The sequence below is a fragment of the Deinococcus pimensis DSM 21231 genome (assembly GCF_000519345.1).
GTDB classification, from domain to species: domain Bacteria; phylum Deinococcota; class Deinococci; order Deinococcales; family Deinococcaceae; genus Deinococcus_A; species Deinococcus_A pimensis.
Genome location: NZ_KI912671.1, coordinates 859 through 22,545 on the forward strand (window position 1 = coordinate 859; position 21,687 = coordinate 22,545).

Here is a 21,687-nt window from a genome sequence, read left to right on the forward strand (position 1 = left end):
CGGTCACGACGCTGGACGCCCGGCTCGACGCCTTCGGCCGCCTCGCGCGCGAGCAGTGGCGCGACGTCCTCGACCACCACACCCAGCGCGACGGACCCCACGCCTGGTACGCGCAGCAACCCGGGCACGCCCGCACGGTGCGCGCCTGGTGTGACGCCGTCGAGATCGCCGCGATGTTCGGCGCGCCCCCACCCCTCGACACCCCGGACGCGCTCGTGACGCGGCTCCAGGGGTTCCAGGACGAGCTCACGGGCCTCTTCCCCGACCCGTGGCATCCCCCAGAGCCGCACGTGGACCCATGGACGCTCGGCGATCACCTGTCCCGCTACCACCTCCTCGCCGTGGGGTACGCCCTCGAGCTGCTCGGCGCGCGCCCCGAGCGCAAAGTCCACGCGGTCGCCGAGCTCACCCCGCAGGCGCTCACCGCCTGCCTCGACACGCTCGACTGGCGTGAAGGCGCGTGGGGCGCGGGCGACTGGATCGACGCGTACGGCACCGGCACGTACCTCAACCTGAGGTACTTCGGTGACGCGGGCGCGCTCGACACTCTCATGGGCTGGCTCACCCGCCGCGCGGACCCCCGAACGGGCACGTGGGGTCGTCCCACCACCCGCGAAGGTCTCCTCCAGCCGGTGAACGGCTTCTACCGCCTCACCCGCGGCACGTACGCGCAGTTCGGGCTGCCGCTCCCCTACCCGGAACGCACGGTCGACACGGTCCTCACGCACACCCGTGACCGCCGCTTCTTCCGTGACGACCGCGGCAACGCCTGCAACGTCCTCGACGTCGTCCATCCCCTGTGGCTGTGCGCCCGGCAGAGCGGCTGGCGTGAAGGCGACGCGCGCGACTGGGCCGCGGCGCAACTGGAGCGGGTACTGCGCGGCTGGACGAACGGGCAGGGCTTCTCCTTCGAGCTGGAGCGCGGCCCCACCCCCACCCGGCGGCCCAGCCTCCAGGGCACCGAGATGTGGCTCTCGATCGCGTGGCTGCTCGCGGACGTCCTCGGCGCGTCGAGCGCGCTGGTGTACGTGCCACGCGGCGTGCACCGCCCGGAGCCCGCGTGGCTGCTCGCGGGTCGGGACGACACCCACCCCACCGCTCCAGAGACTCGTTGAACCGTCACGCCCGTCACGGCATCCCGGGTGACCGTTCGCAAGCGTCAATCGTGCGCCGGAAAGAGCGTGAGCGCAGGACGCGCGCTGACCACGCTCAACGTCACGGCGAGCAGGGCGCAGCCGAGCAGCAGCGCCGCCATCCCCACGTTACCGACGATGGGGCCGAGCGCGAGGCCCAGCGCCGAGAGCCACTTGCCCGCCTGGAAGATCATGGCGTTCACGGCCATGTACGCGCCTCGACGTTCGACCGGAACGGTCTGAGCGAGGATGACCTGCCGGGAGGGAATGTGCATCAGCTCCCCGATCGTGAGGACGACCCCCGCGAGGACCAACGCGGGCAGGGTGGTGGACAGCATCAGCGCGGCGTACCCGACGCCGAACAGCAGGGTGCCGGTGTGCAGGCTGGTGCGGGCGTCGCGGCGTTTGAGCAGGACCGTCGCGACGCCCGTGAGGAGCACGACGAGGGCGGTGTTGAGGACGCCAAACACGGAGAGCGCGCGGGCGCCGTCGATCAGCTGGTCGCCGATCACGGGCAGGGAGAGGGTGAGGTCCTGCCAGTGCTGGTCGAGATGCACGCCCAGGTACCCCAATCGGGTGAACTCGATGGTCATCAGGGCGACGCCGCTGAGGGTGAAGAGCAGGAACGACCGGTCACGCGCGACGGTGCGGTAACTGCGCGTCAGCGGGCGCAGGCCCGGCTCGGGTCGCGAACGGCTGCCGGTCAGTGTCTCCTGGACGCGTGCGGCGGTGATCCACAGGATCACGAGGGTCGCGCCGAGCAGCCCTCCGATAAGGGAGGTGAAGTGATCCCGGAACAACCACGCGCCGAGCGGCAGGCCCAACATCGTGCCGAGGTTGTTCGCCCAGTAGTTGACGCTGTACATGAACGCGCGGTTGTCCTGGGTGCTGACGTCGATCAGCATCGCGTCGGACGCGGGACCGGCGAGGCCGGTCGCGACGGACAGCACCAGCAGCGCCGCGAACGTCCCGAGCGGGTGGGGCGCGCCGAGGTTGGCGAGCAGCATCCCGAGGAAGGCGAGCAGCTTGACGACCTCCCCGGTGAGCATCAGGCGTTTGCGTCCGACGGTGTCCGCGAGGAAACCGCCGTACAGGCTCGTGAGGAACTGCACGACGTACTGCGTGCCGAGCAGCAACGCCACGACCGCGAGGGTGTAGTGCCGTGCGAAATAGATGGCCATCAGCGGGAAAACGGCGCTGCCGATGATCTTTCCGAGGAAGCTGGTGGTGAGCCGCACCTGGATGTTCGGGTGCAGCGCTTGGAACGCACGAATCAAGGGGAACCTCCAGCGTACGCCGGGCACGCGGCGTTTCACGATAGCGCACGGCGTGAGCTGGTTGGCGCGTTCGGCGACCCCACTGGGACTGGCCGAGGACGTCCGTGAGTGGCACGCGCGCCGCTCGACGGCGCCGTCGAGGCGTACGGAACGCATCGACAAGGCCGCACGTGCCCGTCGTCCCCGGGTGGTTCGTCGGAGGCGCGACGGCCCGGCCTTCCGTGTCGTGCTCACGAGCCACGCCAGCACCTGGAGGGCGACCCAGACGACCTTCCCCTCGTTACCCCGGTGAAGTCGTCATAGAGATGCGGACGAGTTCCTGAGGAGTCCACGCGTACCGGAGCCGACGCACCCGACCACCGCCCGGCGGGGACCCTTCCTCACCCGCGCAGGTCGCGCCGTGACGTTCGTAGAAGCGCCGCGCGTTCCCGTTGGCGTCCAGCACCCAGAGGGACAGACCCGACGTGGGGCTGCGCTCGTGGCAAATGCGCGCCACCTGACTCAGCAGCGTCGAGCCGACCCCCTGACCCTTCAGGTGCGGCTGGACGTGCAAGTTGTCGAGCAGCGCGCCCCAGCAGGCGTCGTCCTCGAGAAGGGTGCAGCTGAACCCGACCACCTGCCCGTCGAGTTCCGCGAGCGTCCCGACCTGATCCGGGTCGGGCCGCCGCAGCCGCGGCGTCCACGCAGCGGTCCGCTCGGCAAGGACGTCCCCGTCGAGGAACACGTCGCTGAACTGCCCACGGTAGGACGTGCGCCAGCTCAATGCGTGCGCCGACGCGACGGCGCGTGCGTCATTCAGGGTGGCGGCTCGAAGGTGAAGCATGCCTCCATGATGCCGCGCTGGCGATCACCCGTCCGGTCGGCAAGACGCGCAGGGCCGACCCGCCCGGTGCTCACCTGACCGGCTTGAAGGGCAGGACGCACCACGACAGCACCATCGCGTTCCCCACCTGCATCCACACCCCGGCCTGTCCGATGGGGCCGTTGTCGAGCTCGAAAGCCCCGACGCTCCCCGCCGGCGTCGACAGGGCCTTGCGGGCGAAGCCCAGGGCGCTCGTGAGCTTGTCGAGCTGCTCCGGCAGGTTCTTCGGCGCGTCCGACCACGCCACGACCTCCACCTTCCCGCACGGACGCCCAAGCGCCCTGGCCGCCGCGTACAGGGGCGAGGTGAGGTCCTCCTGGATGATCTTGAAGTCCACGAGGATCGCGCCCTCGGGGAAGTTCCCGGGCATCATTGAGCTGCGCGGCCCGGTGAGCTTCGCGAGGCCTCCCGCCGTGGGCGCCGCGGGCTTCTCGAGGAGCGCGACGAGACGCGGGTCACTCCCTCGCCGGGCATGGTCGAGCGCGGTGCGCCCGTCGGCGTCCCTCAGCGTGGGGTCCGCACCGACGGACAGCAGGTACGTCACGACGTCGGTGCGTCCGCGCCCCGCGGCGGTCATCAGGGCGGTCTGCCGCGCCCGTCCGACCTGGCCGTTGACGTCCACGCCCTGCGCGACCCAGGACTTCACGCTGCTGAGGTCGCCGGCGCCAGCGTCACGCACCAGCGAGGAGAGCAGTCCCTGCGGATCGATCGCCTGCGCCCCGGCGGGCGCGACGAGGGTAGGGACGAGCAGGGCGGCAAGCACGACGGTTCTGGTCATGGGAACTCCTTGGGGCGCCCGAACGTGAGGACACGCCAGGGTCGCTTCGCCCGGTCATTGACGGTCTCCGAGAATCACTTCCCTACACGCTCGTGGAAAGTGTCCAATTGAGGGCATAGACCTTCGGTGAAAGTGTCCGGAACAGGGTGTGACCTACCCTAGATTCACACGTTTCGGCTCTGTCCCTGACGTCAGGTTGGGGTATACCCTAGATTCACACGAAGACGCTTCCGCATGGATTATGAGTGAGTGTGTCCACCAGTGCTTCACCATCGGAGTACGCGTACGGTGACACATGAACGCTCGCTCGTGATGCGATCCTCGTGGACCGCTCACGCGACCGCTGTTCGACTCGTCACGCGGTGAGTACTTCGTATCGAGTACGTGAGGCAGGTGTTTACACGCCCTGCACGCAGGGTCACGCCCGCTTTGTCACGCTGCCCTTGCGCCCACCGGCCGATTCCACAACCGATTGCACGCTCCGGGCGCAAGGAGCACTGATGTCACGATTCACGCACCGTGCACTCCTCCCCCTCACGCTGCCCCTGCTGCTCCTCGCCTGCGGACAGGGTCCCACCGCCTCGCCCGACAACCTCGGCCCCTACGCCAACGGCGCCACTTACCCCTGGAGTTACACCCAGGCGCCCGGCACCGTCACCCCGCTCGTCCTCGACCCGGGCGCGAACAACCTGTACTACGAACCCATCCTGAGCGCCACGAACGGCTGGGGTCCCATCGAGGTCAACCGCAGCAACGGCGAGCAGCAGGGGGGCGACGGCAAGCCCCTCACCGTGGCGGGCAAGACCTATGACGTCGGCTACGGCGTGCACGCGGACAGCGAACTCCGCTGGAGCCTCAAGAGCACCCTGGCCGGAGTGACGTGCAACAAGCTCGACGGGTACGTCGGCGTGGACGACGAGGTCGGCGACCGGGGCAGCGTCACCTTCCAGATCTGGCTGGACGGCGCCAAGGTGTGGGACTCGGGCGTCATGACCGGCAGGGACGGCACGAAATTCTACAGTGTCGACACGACCGGCAAGTCGGACCTGCGTCTGGTCGTGACGAACGGCGGGGACAACGTCTACTACGATCACGCGGACTGGATCCAGCCCACCGTCCACTGCCAGCAGGGCACCGTCACGCAGCCACCCGTCGGACCCTCGGGCACGCTCGACCCCTCCTTTGACGGAGACGGACAGCTCCTGCTCGACGGCCTCGCGAAATTTCAGGACCTGCACGTCTTCCCCGACGGCCGCATCCTGACGCTCATCCAGGACCGCGAACGCGGCAACCGCCTGCGTCGCCTGCTGCCGAACGGCCAGACCGACACGACGTACGGTCAGGGTGGCGACGTCGTGCTGACCAACCTCGTCCCACGTCAACTCCTGGTCGGCCTGGACGGCACACTGCTCATTCAGGGCGTCGAACCCACCGGTGTTCCGTTCGTCGCTCGCTTCTCTCCCTCGGGTGTGCTTGACACCACCTACGGTTCGGGTGGCCTCGTCAAGCTTCCCACGATGGTGACCGAGCGCAGCCTCAACGGAAGCCCCACGGTGATCACCCCCGACGGCGCCGCCGTCGTGACCACCCTTGAATTCTTCCTGGATTCGAACGGCCTGATCCAGCGAACGGAGGCGAGCCTCGTTCGTCTCACCCCGCAGGGCACGCCCGACCCGACCTTCGGGGAGGGAGGCCGCGTCGTCGTGTCCGTGAATGGGGTGGTGGAGGACGGTCCCTTCCTGCTTCCTGACGGCAGGATCGCCGTCGGTGCGTCCGAACGCAACGGGCAGCCGTACGCCATCGTGCGCTACACCAGCGATGGGCAGCTCGACGCCACGTTCGGGGCGGGAGGCCGCGTGAACACGTGTGCCGCGTCCGTGTGCTTCGTGTTGCAGGACGTCGATCCAAAGGGTCGGCTGCTCACCACCAGTCGTATCTACGCCGTGGTGACGCCTCAGCCACCACGGGTGAGGCGGTACCTGCCGGACGGTCGTGTAGACACCACGTTCGGGACGAACGGGGACGCGGACGTCGTCGTCCCGAACGCCCCGGCGGGGTCGTTCAACGGCAACCTCATCCTGGTCCGGGCAGATCAGCTCGGTCGTGTGCTGGTGTCGCCCGGTGCGGACCTGGTGGCGCGGTTGCTGTCCGATGGTCGGCTGGACGAGCGCTTCGGGCAGGGCGGCGTGTTCCGGGCGAACCTCGCGGACGCCAGCCTGCAGCGGCTGTACGTGCAGCCGGACGGGAAGTTGCTGATGTCCTTCTCGCGGTTCTCCCGTCCTGAACAGGGGTGGCTGCTGCGCGTGCTGCCGTAGGCTCACGGCGTTGGTGTGTAGAGGCAGCCCCCGGTTTCGTCCAGGAGCCGCCTCTGAGCAGGTCGTCGACTTGGGAATTGGCCGGGTGGCCCGAACCGTGTGAGAGTCGTGTCGCGCTCGGCACAGCCAATCTGGATGAGCGGTCGTAGCTCCTCCTGACTATGGAGTCAGGAGGAGCTTAACGCACTTCCTCGCCTGGCGTTTCCTTCGCAACGACAAGAGGCGCGCAACATCCAAGAACACGAGGTCCTGTCATGTCACGACGTGTGCCAAAGGCCAAACAGAACACTCGGGCGGACGTCGGTACCTGTCGTCCGTCAGGTGAAGGGCCGCGCAGGACGTTCACGGGCGCACCTGGAGCGGCAGAGCCTCCGCGCAGATGTGGACGCCACCTCCTCTGACCACTTCAAAGTTCTGCCCATACGGCGCATACGTCACTGGTATCGGCGTATGACGCGTTTGCTGGGGCAGCCGCCGCTGGGCCTGCTGGCGCTGGGGTTCGTGGCGTTCGGGGTGTACTCGTTGTTGCAGGCCAGGTACCGGCGGGTGCGTTGTTGAAAGGCGTGGGCGCGGCAGCACGACTTGTGGCAGAACGCTGAACTCATGCACACGCAACTCGTGTGGGGGCGTCGAGACGTCACAACCGTCCTTCACCCGAACGCGCCTGCCGTACCTGACGGCAGGACTACGGTGAAGCGATCTCGACGCGAGACGCCTGTTCGCGTGGGATGACCGATCGTGTCTTCCCGAGCACTCCGGGCGCTCCCGTGCCCGATGGGCAGAACCACCCCGAGACCTCTTCTGCGGGCGGCCGTCACTGCCTGCCTTTTGCACGACGCCCTACGGCACAAGGAGTCCACATGACCGCGGCTCACCCTCAGGCCATCATCATGACCGACGCGCAACCCGTTCAGCCTCCTCGACCCACCCGTCTCGACCAGACTGAAGCGGCCTTGCTGATCCCGACGTCCATGACGCCGTCGGTGGCCACTCCGCTCTCCACGCAGGACGTGAAGCGAGGAAACGCAGGGGCAGCGGCCGGCAAGGTGCCCCTCCTCGCGCTTGGCCTCGGACTGACCGCCGCGACCGTCGGCGGCGTGCTCCTGTGGCGCAGGAGCAGGAAGACCCGCGCGGCCAAGAAGCCGCCCTCCGGCAGGTCCGACACCGCCGAGCGGGAAGAGGGCGCGCAGGAGACACCGCGCGTGACGTTGCGCGTCCCGGCGGTCTCCACCGACGTGACCTCGGGCGCCAGCCCGGTTCGTCCAGTCACGTTGACCCCCGCCTCCCCGACGGGCGCGGATACGACCGTCGGGGTGGTCCCGATCCACGAGCTCGTGGACGACCAGGACAAGCGAAACTGAACCGTTGCTCTCCCCGAGGGCACGAAGGTCGAACGCTCCGCCGGCCTAGAGAGATTCGAAAATTCAAAGCACGCCGTGAAGGAGAAGAAACCCCATGCCGAACCGATTCAACATCGTGATCGACGACCACCACACGCTCACCGGACGACCGCGCGGCGGGCGTGGCCGCACGTTTCTGCTGCTGCTGCTCGGCGGTGGAACGTACCTGATCCTACGCAATCCCGAACGCCGCTCGCGCGTGCAGACGAAAGTGCAGGCGTACCGTGACGCGGCGCGGCAGGGTCGGCTGGGCGACGTCGCCCGGCATGACTTCGGCGTCGTGCAGTCCACCGCGCAAGACTGGCGGCAGAAGGCGACGAAGGCCATGAACGCCGCGCGCAAAGGCCAACAAGTCGCGCAAGTCGCCAAGGAGGGCGTGTCCCCCATGACGAAACTCGCGGAGGACGCAAGCGTGATTCTGTCGTCGGACGATCCACAGCGGGTCGGGCGGGCCGTGCAAGACGCCAAGGCGCAGCTCGGCAGTCTCGCCGCGACCGGACGGGAGGTGACGCAGGTCCTCGAAGGTGAGCAGCCCGAGGGCGCCTCGGCGGACCCGGCGGGCCGAAGGACGACCTGAGCGCCGCGAACGCGTGGTCGTGTCCACTGCTCAACTGCTGGCTCAGGGCAGGACGGCGTCGACGTCCCATGAAGCCGCCTGTTGTCAACGTTGGGACGTGAACGGACGGGTTCATGTCTGGGTGATCACACAGGTACCCGACGCCCGTACCGTCCGCACGCGTGATCCATTCCCAACGACCGCGACTTCGCCCGCATGTGCGCGACTGCCACCTCCACCACCACCTTCACTCCTCATCCCTCCAGGAGAACCATGCTTGTCGATCACGGAACCGTCCTGCCCCGCATCTCGTGGACCGGCATCCTCGCCGGCCTGGTCGTGGGCGTCGTCACCCAGCTCGCCCTCACCGCCCTCGGCGTCGCCGCCGGCGCCGCCAGCATCGACAGCGCCCGCGGCCTCGCGATCGGCACCGTTACCTGGCTCGCCGTGAGCCTCGCGATCAGCGCCTTCCTCGCCGGGCTCGTCGCGGCGCGCGCCGCCGGGTACCTCACGCCCGCTCAGGGCCGCTTCAACGGTCTCCTGACCGGCATGCTGCTCGCGCTCGGCCTGACGCTCTTCTCCTACAACGCCCTGCTCGGCGGCGCCCGCACCGCGCTGGGCCTCGCCGGGAGCGCCGCGAACGCGGTGGGCATGGGCAGCGCCGCCTCGTCGCAGACCGCGCAGGACGCCGCGCAGAGCGGTCCCGTGCAGCAGCTGCTGTCGGGCCTCGACGAGGAGGAGCTCGGGCAGATCATCGCGGAGAACAGCCCCACCCTGGACCAGGAACAGACCACGGCGGCCGCGCGGGTCGTGAGCGGCATCGTGAGGCGCGCGAGCAACGACATCGGCAGCAACCTGACGAACGTCAGCAACCTCGACGATCTCGTCACGAACCGTGTGACCAGCGTGCGCAGCGCCCTGTCGGGTGAGCAGTTCGTGACGCGTCTCCAGCGTCAGGGATTGTCGCAAGCGGAGGCGCAGGAAACGCAGCGCGCGGTGACGCAGCAGGTGGACGAGCTTCAGCGGCAGGCGACGCAGACGGCCGCCGCGACCGAACGCATCGCGCGTCGCGCGGCCGGCACGGCGGGTTGGACGTTCCTGCTGGCCCTGGGGCTGCTGCTGGGCTTCAGCGCCCTCGGGGGTGGGCGTGGCAGCGACGTGCCCAAGGGGGGCGCGCTGGTGAAAGGCCGGGACGAGGAGCTTCGCGGACGCAACGTCTAACATGCGGTCGGTATTGACGGACGCCTCCAAGTGGAAGGCGTCCGTCGTGCTGTTCTCCCTGTTCGACACTTGTCCTGACGATGTGGGACGGCGATGCCTTCCCGAAGGGGTCCACCGAGCGTTGCGGTCGAGCACTCCTCGAAGGCGAACTTCCTGGCGTCCGTGATGGGCTCTTCTGCGCGCACTGTTCGGTGCCGGCACCGAAGTCGCGACGGAGCGACCTGTCGACTTCGTTGCTTTGAGAGGTGAAGCGCGTACGGGGCTGCGCTGTTGGCCGCTTCCCTCTTCGTACACGGAACCCAGTGCCTCAAGGAATTTCCTTGATGTGGATGCTCTTCGCAGCAGCTGGGTCTACCCCAAATCAACAGCAGACCTCATCGCGCTCTTCTGCTCCAACACCTCGCACTCCGCACCCCCGAACGTGGCCTGCCACCCTTGTCAGGCTAAGACGCGGTTTCACAACCTTACCAACCTGCGGAAACAGATCAGTGCCAACGCCAGCAGATGAAGTGCCTCAAACTGCGACGCATACCGTTCGTACCGGAGGCGCAGACGCCGGAAGCCGTTCAACCACGACAAGGTTCGCTCGACCACCCAGCGGTGCCGCCCCAACCGCTCACTCGACTCCACGCCACGTCGAGCGAGGCGGGCAGCGATACCGCGTTCAAGACACGCTCGACGACAGCGCCGAAGGTCGTAGGCCTTGTCGCCATGCACCTTGTCGGGGCGTCGTCTCGGACGACCCGGACGCCCCGACCGAATCCCAGGAATCGCGTCCAGCGCTGCTTCGAAGCACGCGCTGTCGTGACGGTTCGCCCCCGAAAGCACCAAACCCAGCGGTACGCCCTGCCCGTCCACGACAAGATGCCGCTTCGTCTCAGGACGCCCTCGATCCGTCGGATTCGGTCCAGTCAGGTCACCTCGGCTCAGCGCCCTCACGCTCGCTGAGTCCACCGACGCACGCGACCAGTCAATCGCGTTCTTGGATGCCAGTCCTTCCAGAACGCGCTGCCAGACCCGCCGCCACACGCCCCGCGCCTGCCAGTCACGCAAGCGCCGCCAGCACGTCACGCCACTCGGAAAGCCCCACGCACGAGGCAATGCTGCCCAGCGGATGCCCTCCCGCAGCACGTAGATGATGCCCGCCAGGGTCGCACGTGGATCAGCAAAAGGGCGTCCACCGCGCGGCTGAACGGGCACAGGGAGCAAGGGCTGCACGATCGACCAGAGGGCGTCCGGGACAAGCTCGTCAATCACGCGCCGACGCTACGAACCCACCATTAGAGTGAGGACGTGCACGCCATCTACCGAAACGTCGTGTTTGACAACGTCTCCCGCCCCGCTTCACCCGAGGACATCGCCAGCTTGGAGGTCGCGCTCGGCGCGTCGCTGCCGCGTGACGTCGTCGAGTTCCTGTCGGTCGTGAACGGCGCAGATTGTGCGTTCTCTATGGACGTCACCCTCGCGGACGGCAGCAGTCGCAACGTCGCCTTGCAGGAGTGGTATGGGGTTGAAGGCCCGACGACCTTCGAGCACGCGCTCGACTTTGTGCGCGAGACCTTCCAGGTTCCGCGCGAGGTGCTGCCGATCGCGAATTCGAACGCTCAGCACTTCTTCTTTGTCGATCTGACGGAGCAGGGCGGAGGGCGGGTCGTGGCGTTCGTGCAGGGTCAACCCGGGTGGACCGGACGGAACACTGCGCCGGAGTTTGTGACGGTGGCAAACAGCTTGATGGAGTTGCTCGACGAGTTGTCTTTGGACGATGACACCGTGGAGATGTTGCAGGAGGAATTGGGGAACGACGAGGAAGAGGATCAGCGGATCGAGCGCATCCTCGATGTCGGGCGTCCAGGTTGGCGCGCGCCCTGACCACAGTGAGTTGTGAAACCGCGTCTAAGAGCTTGTTTCATGACCCGGATGTAGGGTGACCAGATGGTCGAAACCCTCGTCCCCGACCGCCTCTGGCAGCTCATCCAGCCCCTCTTGCCCGTCGCACCTAGACCCAAGGGCGGCGGGCAGTTCACCTGTCCCCGCGCCACGTTGGCTGGAATCATCTACGTGCTCAAGGAAGGTATCCGCTGGAATGCGCTCCCCAAGGGTTACGGCTTCCCCAGTGGCGTGACCTGCTGGCGGCGGCTGCGCGATTGGCAGGCCGTAGGCGTTTGGCAGTCGCTCCACCAGGCGCTCCTCAACCAACTGCACGTCCTCGGGCTCCTCGACCTGACCCGCGCGTCTCTAGACTCTGCCAGCGTTCGAGCGCTCAAAGGGGGGATCTCACAGGGCGAAATCCAACCGACCGGGGCAAACTCGGAACCAAACGTCATCTCATCGTGGACCGCCACGGTCTTCCGCTCGCCCTTCTCCTGACGGGCGCCAACACGCACGACAGCATGATGTTTGAGGCGTTGCTTGACGCGGTCCCGCCGCTACGAACCGGACAACCTGGCCGCCCTCGGCGAAGGCCCAGTACGGTGCATGCTGACAAAGGGTTTGACTATCGCAAATGCAGGACGGCCTGCCGGGCACGTGGCATCAAGGCTCGAATCGCACGACGAGGAGTGGAGTCGAGCGAGCGTCTTGGACGGCATCGGTGGGTAGTGGAGCGAATCTTGAGTTGGCTCAATGGTTTCAGGCGTCTGCGTGTACGGCACGACCGAAGTGCCACCAACTTCTTGGCGATGAACCTATTGGTCTGCGGTTTGATTTGCTTCCGACGACTGGTTGCCTGAGCGCTTGCGTTGTACGGCTCATGTCAGGATAGGGCGTGATGGAACGGCTCACGTCCTCGAATGTTGCCGCATTGCAACGGCGGTACTTTAACTTTAACGATGGTGTCGTCCGCCGAGTGGAGTTGAGTTTCGCACATGGTGTGCTAGAACGGCGGCTCACCGTGGAACTGTTGGTTCAGGATGACGAGTCGCAGGACGGGTGGGGGTCACTCCGATTGGAATTTCGTAGGGTGGCGTCATGCTCATTGGTGGAAGAACGGTCGACGAATGCCGTTTTGAGTCAGGGCGTCGTTCTGGTTGTAGAGGCGCAAGGCGTCGAGGTGGACTTCAGCCCTGTGCACGATGAGGGGGTGAAGTCGTCGTTTTCTGTTACGGCAGCGGAACTGTGGTTTGGAGCTGGTCAGGCCAATCCCTAGATTCGCACTCGTGAAACAAGCTCTTAACCACAGCCGTTCAAAATCGGGTCAAGCTCAAGGAGAGCGCAATGAAAGTGCTGTTCTTGGCAATTGGGCGAGCGTCGAGCAAGTGGTCGAGGCCCTCAAGGATTGGTGCGCAGCGCTGAACGTGTTGACGATCGTGTCTGAAGGGCGCGTACCCGTCCAGTGAGTGCCGATACCCCCAGCCCACAAAACTCCAGACACCTCCTCTCATGCATATAAAACGTTGCAGTTGTCTGGACAAGCACCCAACCTCACGCCACCGAATCCACCACCACCACACGACCCAACCGCACCTCCAACTCCGCCTCCAACGCCTCCAACCCCACCCCTCCCGACACCTCGCACGCCCACAACAACCGCTGGGCCCACGCCCGCATCACTACCGCCTCCTCCAACGAAACCTCCACATCACGAAACCGCGCGAACTGCAACCTCGCGTGCACCTCCAGCTCCGCAGGCGAAGCCTCCACACCCAAACGACGCAACTGACGCGTCCACACCAGCCGCGTTCCCGCACGCTGCGCCGCCGCGTACCGCACACTCACCCGACCCCCGTGCATCCGCCACGCGAGCAACACCTCCTCGACGTTCGCCAGCTCACCCGCATCAAGCAGCGAAGCCCACAACGCGTAATCCTCCGCGAACGCCACCGCCGGATACGCCTTCACGGCCGCACGACGAAACGTCGTCGCCGGATGCGCCAACGGACACGAGAACAAACTCCACGCCCGCGTCTGCGCCGCCGACACCGGGTAATCCAAGCGCTCCTCACGCGCCCCGAACGTACGCGCCTGCGCGCCCACCGCCAACACCGACCGATGCGCGTCAAGAAAAGCAGACTGCAAGGCCAGCCGACCGGGCAGCATCACGTCGTCCGCGTCAAGCCGCGCCACGAATTCACCCCGGCACAGCCCAAGCCCGACATTGAGCGCGCCGTGCACGCCATGCGGTCGGTCCAGCCGCACCGACCGCACACGCGCGTCACGGATACCCGTAAGGACCTGCGCCGTCGCGTCCGTGCTCGCGTCATCGACGACCACCACCTCAAGTTCCTCATCCTGAGTGAGTGCGCTGGTGATCGCCTCCGCGAGGAACTCGGCAGCATTATGAGTGGGAATCAGGACGCTCACACGAGGAGCGGTGACGGTGAACCGACCGAAAGGCATAAGGGCTTCACCATAACGTCACCAGGCTCACACGAGAATGAGGACCGTCCGCGGGCCAAGCCACCTCAGCACGGAACCACGCGGTCCCCCACAGAACCTCGCGCCGCTCCCGCGTTCAGGGAGACGCCCGCCAACGTCGACACCCGCCCAGGAAGCGCAGCGAGCGAGGCCGTCACGCTCACAAGACGGACATGGACGGTGCAGGCACCCGCCCGGGACGCGTCACCCCTCGTGCGGCGCGCCGAAGATGCTCGACTGGCTCAGGACTGCCCCCAGCGCGGAACGCGACAGCGCGCCGCCGCGCACGTCGACCGTGACGCCCGCCGTCCTCGATCGTGGAGAACGAGACGCTCTCGGACCGCCACGTGAAGCCCTGCCGCGAATGCATCTCGGTCCGGTCGTTGAAGCCCACGTCCAGCGTCGGGTTGAACACGATGATCTGCCGGTACAGGACAAACAACTCGAAGCACCCGGGAGGCTTCACCCACCGAGCGCAGCGTCCGCGCGGCTCAGTCCTGTGGGCGCGCGAGGCACGAGCGGCGCCGCAGGTCGTCCACCTGCACCTCCACCTCTTCCATGCGGTCCTCCAGCGCGTCGCACCCGTACCGCAGGGCGAACGCCACCTCGTCGTCCTTGAGGAACGCCCCGAGCAGCAGCTGACCTCGCGCCTTCCCGACCACGACCTCCTGCTCCTCGTCGGGCAGCACGAACGGCGTGGTGAGGTACAGCGCGCTCACCCCGAACGTCCGCGCGAAGTTCGGCGCGACGTCCGCCACGCCAGGCAGCACCTGTCGGGGCCGGATGCGTTTCGGGCGCAGATGGCGCAGGATCGGCAGGGCGAACGCGGCGGGTAACTCCGGGGGCTCTTCCCGCGCGAGCGTGAACGCCTCGGTCCACGTGTACAGGGGTAGTGCGTGAGGCCGAGCGTGGCGAGGACCGCGCCGCCCCCGTCGGGCAGGAAGCGCGGCACCTGCACGCTCGGTCAACCATTCGAAGGGTCGAAGGCGTTTCCGCCGAAGAGGACGCCGAAATGCCGTTCGTAGAAGACCAGGTACGCGCCCGCCCTGTCGGTCATGCGGGCAGTCTAGACGTCCGTACGCTGCGGCTCGACCGACACGAAGGGCTCCATCCACCCGGCGAGCACCAGGGCGTCCCCGCTCGGCGTGTCGGTTACCTGAACGGCCCCGGCACGTTCCGCAACTGCTCGTGCACGTCCCAGCCCTCCGGCTTCGGCGTGCTTTTCGAATTCCTCCACGGTGCGCCCGCGGCGAGCCACCGCTCGCGGTACAGCTTCGTGGACGGCACGTCAATGTCCTGGTACCCGTGCGTGACGCCGCAGCAGTCGCAGATGTCCCAGTCCCACAGGAAGCCGTTCTCGCCGTACGGCAGGTGCGGTTCGATCAACCCGCAGACGCGGCAGGCGCGCTTCTCCTGGTCGCTCAGGCCGTCGTAGCTGTACCCCAGGTCCGTCACCGCCTCAGCCTACCTTTCCCCCAGCCAGGTGGCCCACGCATGCTGGACCGCTCGACCGCCGTTCATCAGTCCCGCGTGTCGTCCTGAAGCTCGGCGTCCGCGTCGTGCGTGTACACGGCGGTGGTGCTGATGTGCGCGTGCCGCAGGTGCGCCTGGACGCGCCGGAGATTCCCCGTTTGCCGGAGCAGCCTCGTGCCGTAGTGATGCCGTAGAGCGTGCACCCCGCGGTACTGCACGCCCGCGATGGCCGCGAGGCGCTTCACGGCGTACCGAGCGGCGTCCTCGTTGCGGTACCTCAGGACACGTGCGCCGTCACGTGGCAGAACGGCCAGCGCGGTTATCGCACGCCGGGACGGATGCGCCGAGGCGGTCCCGCCGCCCTTGCCCTCGCGGATCGTGACGCGCCCCGTGGCCACGTCGTCGTCCCGCCACTCCAGCGCGACGGCCTCGGCGACGCGGAGCCCGGCGTGCGCGGAGAGCAGCACGAGCGCCCACTCTCGTGGTGCGGCGTGCGCGAGGAGCCGCTCAACGTCCTCGTCGTGTACGGCTTGCGCTTCTCGTGCCGCGGGGTGGGGTCGGATGCGGCTCGTGCGTCCGCGAGCGGCGAGCCGACATCCACACTCGAACGCGCCAACCTGCGCGAGCGCACCAACGCCGGGCTCAAGGCCGCGCGCGAGAAAGGTGTGCGCTTCGGTCGGCCCAGCAAGCTGAGCGAGGCGCGGCGGCAGGACATCGTCCGCCGGGTCGGCGCGGGCGACCTCACCGCCGCCGACCCGGCCGGGCTCTACGGCGACGACCCCTCCACCGTCGCGCGCGTCCTCAAACGCGCGGCGCAGGGAAGATGACCGTCACGTCCTCCCCGTACTTCTCGGCCTGCATGCGCCAGAGCGCCGCGTACTCCCCGCCCTGCGCGAGGAGTTCCGCGTGCGTCCCGTCCTCCACGAGCTTCCCGGCGCGCAGGACCAGCACCCGGTCCGCCATCCGAACGCTCGCGAGGCGGTGCGTGATCAGCAGGGTCGTGCGGCCCCGCGCGAGCTCCGCGAAGCGCTCGAACACCTCGCTCTCCGCGCGCGGGTCGAGCGCGGCGGACGGTTCGTCCAGCACCAGCACCCGCGCGTCCCGGTACAACGCGCGCGCCGTCGCGAGCTTCTGCCACTGACCTCCCGACAGGTCCGTCCCGCCGAACGCCTTGCCGAGCCGCGCGTTCAGCCCGCCCGGCAGGGCCGACAGGGCGCCGTCGAAGCCGGACTGCCGCACCGCCCGCGTGAGCGCGGTCTCGTCGTCCTCCCCCGCGCGGGCGAGCGTGACGTTCTCCCGCACGGTGTAGTCGTACCGCCCGAAGTCCTGGAAGACCGCGCCCACCACCGAGCGCCACGCTCGCGGGTCAAGGTCGCGCAGGTCCGTCCCGCCGATCAGCACCCGGCCCTCGCTGGGATCGTGGAAGCGCAGGAGCAGCTTGACGAGCGTGGTCTTGCCGGCGCCGTTCTCCCCCACAATGGCGACGGTCTGGCCCTGCGGCACGTGCAGGGTGACGCCTTCGAGCGCGGCGCGGCCGTCCGGGTAGCGGAAGGTGACCGCATCGAGCGTGAGGTGGAATTCCTGCGGCAACGGTGCGGGCTCGGCGGGCGCGCTGACGCCGCCTCGCGCGTCCATGAAGGCCCAGAACTTCCGGAAGTACTCCAGGTGCTCCCCGACGAGCCCGGCGTACTCCATGACGTTCGCGAGGGACGTGCGGACCTGCGCGAGGCCCTGTACGGCCAGCACGACCGCGCCGACACTGAGACTTCCGCTCGCGGCGCGGCTCACGGCGTACGCGAACACCAGCGCGGACGCCAGGGTGAGGAGCAGCGACGGCGGCAGGATTCCCAGCGCCTGCCGCGAGCGCAGGCCACGCATCTCGGCGTGGTACTCGTCCGCGCGCTTTTCGTAGCGGCGCAGCAGCCACGGCGTCAGGTCGTACAGCCGCACCTCCTTGGCGTACTCGTGCGAGAGCGCGACTCGCTGGTCGTACGCGAGTTCGCGGGCGTCCTGGGTGCGCTGCATCATCAGGCTCCACCCGAGACGGCGCAGGCTCACCTGCGTGCGGCCCAGCGGGAGCGTCACGGCGATCACGACGAGCGGCACCCACCAGCCGACGGTGACCAGCACGAACGAGAGGCTGACGACGGTGACGAGGTCACGCGCGCCCCACACGAGCGTCGCGAGGAGGTTGAGGGGACGCATGCCCGCGCCTTGCTGAAGCACCTGGATGTCATCGTGGAAGGCCTTGTCCTCCACGACGTCCAAACCGGGCAGGTCGCGCGTCTTGCGTATGAGTCGCGTGGTGATCAGCATGACGAAGCGGTCGGCGACGTGCCCTTGCAGGACGCTCGCGGCGACCCCGGAGAGCTGCCCGACGAGGACGGCGGCGCCCCACAGCACGGTGAGGAGCACGAGGCTCTGGTGCTCGCCGCGGGCGAGTCGGGTGACGCCGTCGATGGTGTGCTTCGTCAGGACGACCGTGACGGTGGGGACGAGGCCGCCGAGGAGCAGCACGAGGGTGAGGAGGGTGACGTCGCGGGGCGCGGCGCGGAAGAGTTCGGGGAGGGTGCGGAGCAGGAGCGGCCAGGGGACGGGGGTGCCTTCGCGCTTGGTCGTCACCCGGGCATCCTACCCGGCGGGTCCGTCTCCCCCGGGGGCAAGTCCAGTTGCATTCCCTTCAAGCGCCCGGGGCCTCGGACAATACACTTTCTCTGAGAACTGGTCTCCCGAGGCTCTCGTGGAAAGTGTCCATTGAGGTCTTGGACCTACGGCGGGAGTGTCAGGAAGCAAGCCTGACCGACCCTATTTCCACACGTTTTCGCACTTTGCCTGACGTCAAGCTGGGGTCTACCCCAGATTCGCAACCCACTCACCATTCCTGTACTCATACAAACTTGCACTCGTTCAATTTTGAGAATATGCTCGCTTCGTGGACGGCCGCCCATCCCCCGGAAGACGTGAACGCAAGAAGCTCGACACCTGGCGCGCCATCCGCCACGCCGCGCTGGAGCTCATCACCGAACGCGGCTACGCCAACGTCAGCCTCGACGACATCGCCGACGCCGCTGACGTCTCGCGCACCACCCTCTTCAATTACTTCCGCTCCAAGGAAGCCATCCTCTTCGACCCTGACCCCGAAGAACACGACCGCTGGCAGGCCTTCATGACCGCCCGCCCCGACGACGAAGCGCCCTGGGTCACCCTCGAAGCGTTCTTCCTCGACTACACCGGCGGCTACGAAACCAAACTCCGCCTCCAGAAACAGCTCCAACAGGACGCCCCCGCACCGCGTCCGGCCGGGCAGGACACCAGCGACCGCCTCAACACCTTCCTCACCGGCTGGCTTCGCGCGCGCCTCGACGCGCAGGGCCAGAACCCCGAGGACAGCGCCTTCCTGCTCGGCGTCGCCTTCACCGCTGTCTCCACCGCCTTCGCCCGCTGGGACCCCCAGCAGGACTTTGAGGTCTTCCACGACCTGCTCCGAAGCAACTTCGCCCGCGTCGGTCGCGGTTTGCGCTCCCCTTTCTGAACGCCTCAACTCCACCCACCCGGCCGTGCCTCGCGCACCGGTCCTCACCCCTCACACCCCCAAAACGGGAGAACGGCAGGTTCAGCATGTCCAAAGTTTGGTTCATCACGGGCGCCTCACGCGGCTTCGGAGAAGCCTTCGCTCGCGCCGCCCTGGTGCGCGGCGACCGCGTCGCCGGCACCGCCCGCCGCCTCGACGACCTCCAGGGACTCCGCAGCTACGGGGACGCATTCCTGCCCCTCGTGCTCGACGTCACCGACCGAGAGGCCGACTTCGCCATGGTGCAGCAGGCTCGGCAGCACTTCGGAGCGCTGGACGTCGTCGTCAACAACGCCGGATACGGGCACTTCGGCTTCTTCGAGGAGATCACCGAGGACGAAGCGCGCGCCCAGCTGGAGACCAACGTGTTCGGCGCGATGTGGATCACTCAGGCGGCCCTGCCGATCATGCGAGAGCAGGGACGCGGCCACATCATCCAGATCTCCAGCATCGGCGGCGTCGCGGCCTTCCCGAGCCTCAGCATCTACCACGCCTCGAAGTGGGCGCTCGAAGGCATGAGCGAGGCGCTCGCGCAGGAAGTCGCCGGACAGGGCATCAAGGTGACCCTCGTGGAACCCGGCTCGTACGGCACGGACTGGGCGGGCAGCAGCGCGAAGTGGTCCACGCCGAACCCGCTGTACGACGGGTTCCGACAGGCGACGGCGCAACGGGCGGGTCAGGCGACCTACGGAGACGCGACCCAGGCGGCGCAGGCGCTCCTCAAGGTCGTGGACAGCGAGAACCCGCCCCTGCGTGTGCTGTTCGGCGCGCAGGCCTTCGACATCGCGCAGGGCGTTCACGCGCAGCGAGTGCAGACCTGGCAGGAGTGGGAAGCGGTCTCGCGCGAGGCCTGACGCCCGATGGCCCTGCCGCGCGCCCGGACCGTGAGGAGCTCGGGCGCGCGTTCACGTGGGTTGGGGCCGATGCTGCACCCGCCGCTCGGCCCCTTCGGCTGTGGCGGGTCTGAGGGGCGCCCGTGGACGTCGCGCCGGGGAGCGTGGCCTTCTGCGCTCACCACGGGCATGCCGGTTGGAAGATCGGGTGCGTGGTGAGGGGCAGCAAAGCACTCGAACCATCTCGCGTGGCGTGAGAGACCGGACCAGCGGTGGGTGCGCCGCTCCTGCGCGCAGTCCTTGATGGCAAGCGCGCGGCGTCATGCGTCTGGTCGGATCTGGGACGTGGCTGCGATGATTCTGGCGTTCGCCTCTACCAGCATGCAAAGAACCCCCTTGAAGAGGGGGATCCTTGGGGAAGGCGGGAGAGGGTTGGTGCGGAGGGTGACGCGGGCGTCAAGGTGGGGCGGGCAGCCTCCTGTTGGGGTCCAGTCACCCGTGACGCTCGGCGTTCCTGGTGGCGTGCCCTACGTCCGCGGCGAGCGCGTCGAGGAGGCCGTCGGGTGAGGTGAGGGCGAGCTCGTCGAGGCGCTGCTGGAGTTCGGTGAGGGTGACGCCGCCCCAGTACCTCCCGCGTGAGGGGCAGGCGAGGCGGGGCTCGTACAGGGAGATGTACACCTCGATGTGCTCGGTGCTGGCCGTGCCCGTTCCGGCTGGTGCCGTTGAGGTGGAAGTACCCGAGCGAGCGCTCCCATCCGACGTCCACGTCCACGAACGTGCCGTCAGGGTGGGTGTGGATGAAATCGTGCTTGCTCACTCGCGGTGTGCCTTCTGCGTTTCGAGGAGGCGCAAGCCGTAGCGCAGGGCGTCCCATTCGACGCGCGCGTGCTCCAGTTGCCGCCGGGCGGCCCGCGTGACGCGGGCGGCCGCTTCGAGCGACTCGTGTTCTTCGCTGAGGTGCGAGTCCGATCGTCCTCGTTCGGCGCGCCCGCTGTCCGCGTCTTCCGCGTCCGGATCAGGTCGGTTTTCCCTGCCGCAGCCGGTTCACGTTCGACGTCCCGGCGCGTTCTCCACCGCGGGCCGCGTGGAGCATCTCCTGAAGTTCCTCCACCAGGAACGAGAAGGGCAGCACGTCCGCGCTGTCCACGTGCCTGAACGCCAGCACGATCAGTTCACGCACGCTCGGCGGTTCCTCCCGTTCCACCAGCGCGAGGAACTCCGGGGAGTGGGCGAGGCGCCTCAGTTCAGCGCGAGGACGTTCGAACAGCAGCAGCAGATCATGGGCGTGCCGATCGGAAGAACCTGGTCGCATCAGACCTCCACGGGGAGGGAAGGTCATCTTGAGGGTGGGTGGGAACAGCTCCGGACCCTCATCGTACATGACGTCGAGGCACCCCGACACGCGTTGGTCGTGCGCCTCTCGCGCGAGGATGAGGTGGGGCGCGGCGCACCCACGAAGGGCGCGCCGCGTCCTGTCGTCGGTGGCCGTCAAGACACCTTTGGCAGGGCCACGAGGAGGCCGGCCGCGTGAGGTCACGACCGCGTCACGGCACCTCTGCTGATCCGGCGTGGGCGGGACGTTCACGTCCGTGGACCTCCCTCGCTCCCAGGCGCCCTGTTCCCGCTTCCAAGGTCACCGGCGCGTCGAGGAAGCGGCGACGCGTCTCCCCCCATGCCGGGCGGGGACCTCGTCGGCCCGAGCACCCCGCCCGCCCGGAAGACGGAAGGCACGGACGCTCGACATGGACGAAGAACATCCCGAGCACGGACGTGACGAGACCCTCACGTCTCCCGCGGCGCAGCGCAGAACTCAATACCACCGTGGCGTTCGACGTCCGCAGAGGTGGCCCTCGTGAGGAGTCCGTTCGCCGCTCGTGGGTCGCCGGTACGAGCGTGTCGACACGTGAAGGTGCCC

The 21,687-nt window shown here is 67.8% G+C and carries 24 protein-coding genes; 13 read left to right on the forward strand and 11 right to left on the reverse strand.

Annotated features, from left to right (window positions below):
* Positions 1-1,115, forward strand: a 1,115-nt coding sequence (locus tag DEIPI_RS32870) for a hypothetical protein (RefSeq protein WP_211238324.1), incomplete at its 5' end; no start/stop codon positions are given.
* Positions 1,116-1,159: 44 nt separating this feature from the next.
* Here the strand turns inward: DEIPI_RS32870 and DEIPI_RS0119640 are convergent.
* The 3 genes from DEIPI_RS0119640 to DEIPI_RS35785 form a co-directional block, all read right to left on the reverse strand.
* Entirely contained in the window at positions 1,160-2,410 is a 1,251-nt protein-coding gene (locus tag DEIPI_RS0119640; RefSeq protein ID WP_027482893.1) for an MDR family MFS transporter, read from the reverse strand.
* A gap of 280 nt (positions 2,411-2,690) precedes the next feature.
* Entirely contained in the window at positions 2,691-3,233 is a 543-nt protein-coding gene (locus DEIPI_RS0119645) for a GNAT family N-acetyltransferase (protein WP_027482894.1), read from the reverse strand.
* A 70-nt stretch (positions 3,234-3,303) separates the two neighbouring features.
* Positions 3,304-4,050 carry an ankyrin repeat domain-containing protein gene (locus DEIPI_RS35785; protein WP_052351844.1) on the reverse strand — a complete coding sequence of 249 codons (747 nt, stop codon included), beginning with the start codon at positions 4,048-4,050 and terminating at the stop codon, positions 3,304-3,306.
* A gap of 500 nt (positions 4,051-4,550) precedes the next feature.
* Here DEIPI_RS35785 and DEIPI_RS35790 point away from each other — a divergent pair, with 500 nt between their 5' ends.
* The 5 genes from DEIPI_RS35790 (at position 4,551) to DEIPI_RS32885 (ending at position 9,542) form a co-directional block, all read left to right on the forward strand.
* Positions 4,551-6,365, forward strand: coding sequence for an NPCBM/NEW2 domain-containing protein (locus tag DEIPI_RS35790; protein WP_052351845.1), 1,815 nt, complete (start codon positions 4,551-4,553; stop codon positions 6,363-6,365).
* Between the two features lie 450 nt (positions 6,366-6,815).
* On the forward strand, positions 6,816-6,923 hold the full coding sequence (locus DEIPI_RS42120) for a DUF1206 domain-containing protein (RefSeq protein ID WP_157463818.1): 108 nt from the start codon (positions 6,816-6,818) through the stop codon (positions 6,921-6,923).
* 302 nt (positions 6,924-7,225) lie between these two features.
* Positions 7,226-7,726: a hypothetical protein gene (locus DEIPI_RS0119665; RefSeq protein ID WP_027482895.1), complete on the forward strand. Its 501-nt coding sequence runs from the start codon at positions 7,226-7,228 to the stop codon at positions 7,724-7,726.
* Between the two features lie 94 nt (positions 7,727-7,820).
* A complete protein-coding gene (locus tag DEIPI_RS0119670) occupies positions 7,821-8,342 on the forward strand; it encodes a hypothetical protein (protein ID WP_027482896.1) in 522 nt (173 codons plus the stop codon).
* Positions 8,343-8,594: 252 nt separating this feature from the next.
* Positions 8,595-9,542 carry a YrzE family protein gene (locus tag DEIPI_RS32885; protein WP_052351846.1) on the forward strand — a complete coding sequence of 316 codons (948 nt, stop codon included), beginning with the start codon at positions 8,595-8,597 and terminating at the stop codon, positions 9,540-9,542.
* Between the two features lie 456 nt (positions 9,543-9,998).
* Here the strand turns inward: DEIPI_RS32885 and DEIPI_RS36870 are convergent, their stop codons facing one another.
* A complete protein-coding gene (locus DEIPI_RS36870; protein WP_157463819.1) occupies positions 9,999-10,799 on the reverse strand; it encodes an IS5 family transposase in 801 nt (266 codons plus the stop codon).
* Between the two features lie 36 nt (positions 10,800-10,835).
* Between DEIPI_RS36870 and DEIPI_RS0119680 the strand changes: the two genes are divergently transcribed.
* The 4 genes from DEIPI_RS0119680 to DEIPI_RS38170 all read left to right on the forward strand — a co-directional run bounded on the left by DEIPI_RS0119680 (position 10,836) and on the right by DEIPI_RS38170 (position 12,877).
* On the forward strand, positions 10,836-11,411 hold the full coding sequence (locus tag DEIPI_RS0119680; protein WP_027482897.1) for an SMI1/KNR4 family protein: 576 nt from the start codon (positions 10,836-10,838) through the stop codon (positions 11,409-11,411).
* 63 nt (positions 11,412-11,474) lie between these two features.
* A protein-coding gene (locus tag DEIPI_RS36875) for an IS5 family transposase (RefSeq protein WP_425387881.1) occupies positions 11,475-12,271 on the forward strand; the annotation gives its coding sequence in 2 pieces (ribosomal slippage) (positions 11,475-11,802 and positions 11,802-12,271; 798 coding nt in all).
* Between the two features lie 35 nt (positions 12,272-12,306).
* Positions 12,307-12,687 carry a hypothetical protein gene (locus DEIPI_RS38165; RefSeq protein WP_157463821.1) on the forward strand — a complete coding sequence of 127 codons (381 nt, stop codon included), beginning with the start codon at positions 12,307-12,309 and terminating at the stop codon, positions 12,685-12,687.
* 10 nt (positions 12,688-12,697) lie between these two features.
* Entirely contained in the window at positions 12,698-12,877 is a 180-nt protein-coding gene (locus DEIPI_RS38170) for a hypothetical protein (protein WP_157463822.1), read from the forward strand.
* An 85-nt stretch (positions 12,878-12,962) separates the two neighbouring features.
* On the opposite strand, the gene DEIPI_RS41930 is transcribed toward DEIPI_RS38170, so the two are convergent.
* The 4 genes from DEIPI_RS41930 to DEIPI_RS41590 form a co-directional block, all read right to left on the reverse strand.
* Positions 12,963-13,841, reverse strand: coding sequence for a glycosyltransferase family 2 protein (locus DEIPI_RS41930; protein ID WP_169737163.1), 879 nt, complete (start codon positions 13,839-13,841; stop codon positions 12,963-12,965).
* A 545-nt stretch (positions 13,842-14,386) separates the two neighbouring features.
* Positions 14,387-14,653, reverse strand: a complete 267-nt coding sequence (locus DEIPI_RS0119700; RefSeq protein WP_027482900.1) for a hypothetical protein — start codon at positions 14,651-14,653, stop codon at positions 14,387-14,389.
* 394 nt (positions 14,654-15,047) lie between these two features.
* Complete coding sequence (locus DEIPI_RS0119710) at positions 15,048-15,350, reverse strand: hypothetical protein (protein WP_211238325.1); 303 nt, start codon at positions 15,348-15,350, stop codon at positions 15,048-15,050.
* A gap of 65 nt (positions 15,351-15,415) precedes the next feature.
* Positions 15,416-15,835 carry a tyrosine-type recombinase/integrase gene (locus DEIPI_RS41590; protein WP_027482902.1) on the reverse strand — a complete coding sequence of 140 codons (420 nt, stop codon included), beginning with the start codon at positions 15,833-15,835 and terminating at the stop codon, positions 15,416-15,418.
* Here DEIPI_RS41590 and DEIPI_RS41595 point away from each other — a divergent pair.
* Positions 15,818-16,195 (forward strand): recombinase family protein, encoded by a 378-nt coding sequence (locus DEIPI_RS41595; RefSeq protein ID WP_027482903.1) that lies wholly within the window; start codon positions 15,818-15,820, stop codon positions 16,193-16,195. The two genes, DEIPI_RS41590 and DEIPI_RS41595, sit on opposite strands and share 18 nt — an antisense overlap.
* Here the strand turns inward: DEIPI_RS41595 and DEIPI_RS32905 are convergent.
* Positions 16,170-17,990 carry an ABC transporter ATP-binding protein gene (locus DEIPI_RS32905; RefSeq protein ID WP_045234773.1) on the reverse strand — a complete coding sequence of 607 codons (1,821 nt, stop codon included), beginning with the start codon at positions 17,988-17,990 and terminating at the stop codon, positions 16,170-16,172. The genes DEIPI_RS41595 and DEIPI_RS32905 overlap by 26 nt on opposite strands.
* Before the next feature lie 310 nt (positions 17,991-18,300).
* Between DEIPI_RS32905 and DEIPI_RS35800 the strand changes: the two genes are divergently transcribed.
* Positions 18,301-18,900 carry a TetR/AcrR family transcriptional regulator gene (locus DEIPI_RS35800; RefSeq protein WP_052351848.1) on the forward strand — a complete coding sequence of 200 codons (600 nt, stop codon included), beginning with the start codon at positions 18,301-18,303 and terminating at the stop codon, positions 18,898-18,900.
* Positions 18,901-18,986: 86 nt separating this feature from the next.
* Positions 18,987-19,793 carry an SDR family NAD(P)-dependent oxidoreductase gene (locus DEIPI_RS0119735; RefSeq protein ID WP_027482904.1) on the forward strand — a complete coding sequence of 269 codons (807 nt, stop codon included), beginning with the start codon at positions 18,987-18,989 and terminating at the stop codon, positions 19,791-19,793.
* A gap of 471 nt (positions 19,794-20,264) precedes the next feature.
* On the opposite strand, the gene DEIPI_RS0119740 is transcribed toward DEIPI_RS0119735, so the two are convergent.
* Together DEIPI_RS0119740 and DEIPI_RS38175 are read right to left on the reverse strand one after the other, a co-directional pair.
* Complete coding sequence (locus DEIPI_RS0119740; RefSeq protein ID WP_027482905.1) at positions 20,265-20,450, reverse strand: hypothetical protein; 186 nt, start codon at positions 20,448-20,450, stop codon at positions 20,265-20,267.
* Between the two features lie 337 nt (positions 20,451-20,787).
* On the reverse strand, positions 20,788-21,084 hold the full coding sequence (locus tag DEIPI_RS38175; RefSeq protein ID WP_157463823.1) for a hypothetical protein: 297 nt from the start codon (positions 21,082-21,084) through the stop codon (positions 20,788-20,790).
* Between the last annotated feature and the right edge of the window lie 603 nt (positions 21,085-21,687).

What these genes read in the sequence shown, in the direction of transcription:
- DEIPI_RS0119645 (WP_027482894.1), bottom strand. Translation starts at nt 3,233, where the DNA reads ATGCTTCACCTTCGAGCCGCCACCCTGAATGACGCACGCGCCGTCGCG.
- DEIPI_RS35785 (WP_052351844.1), bottom strand. Translation starts at nt 4,050, where the DNA reads ATGACCAGAACCGTCGTGCTTGCCGCCCTGCTCGTCCCTACCCTCGTC.
- DEIPI_RS35790 (WP_052351845.1), top strand. Translation starts at nt 4,551, where the DNA reads ATGTCACGATTCACGCACCGTGCACTCCTCCCCCTCACGCTGCCCCTG.
- DEIPI_RS42120 (WP_157463818.1), top strand. Translation starts at nt 6,816, where the DNA reads ATGACGCGTTTGCTGGGGCAGCCGCCGCTGGGCCTGCTGGCGCTGGGG.
- DEIPI_RS0119665 (WP_027482895.1), top strand. Translation starts at nt 7,226, where the DNA reads ATGACCGCGGCTCACCCTCAGGCCATCATCATGACCGACGCGCAACCC.
- DEIPI_RS0119670 (WP_027482896.1), top strand. Translation starts at nt 7,821, where the DNA reads ATGCCGAACCGATTCAACATCGTGATCGACGACCACCACACGCTCACC.
- DEIPI_RS32885 (WP_052351846.1), top strand. Translation starts at nt 8,595, where the DNA reads ATGCTTGTCGATCACGGAACCGTCCTGCCCCGCATCTCGTGGACCGGC.
- DEIPI_RS0119735 (WP_027482904.1), top strand. Translation starts at nt 18,987, where the DNA reads ATGTCCAAAGTTTGGTTCATCACGGGCGCCTCACGCGGCTTCGGAGAA.
- DEIPI_RS38175 (WP_157463823.1), bottom strand. Translation starts at nt 21,084, where the DNA reads ATGCGACCAGGTTCTTCCGATCGGCACGCCCATGATCTGCTGCTGCTG.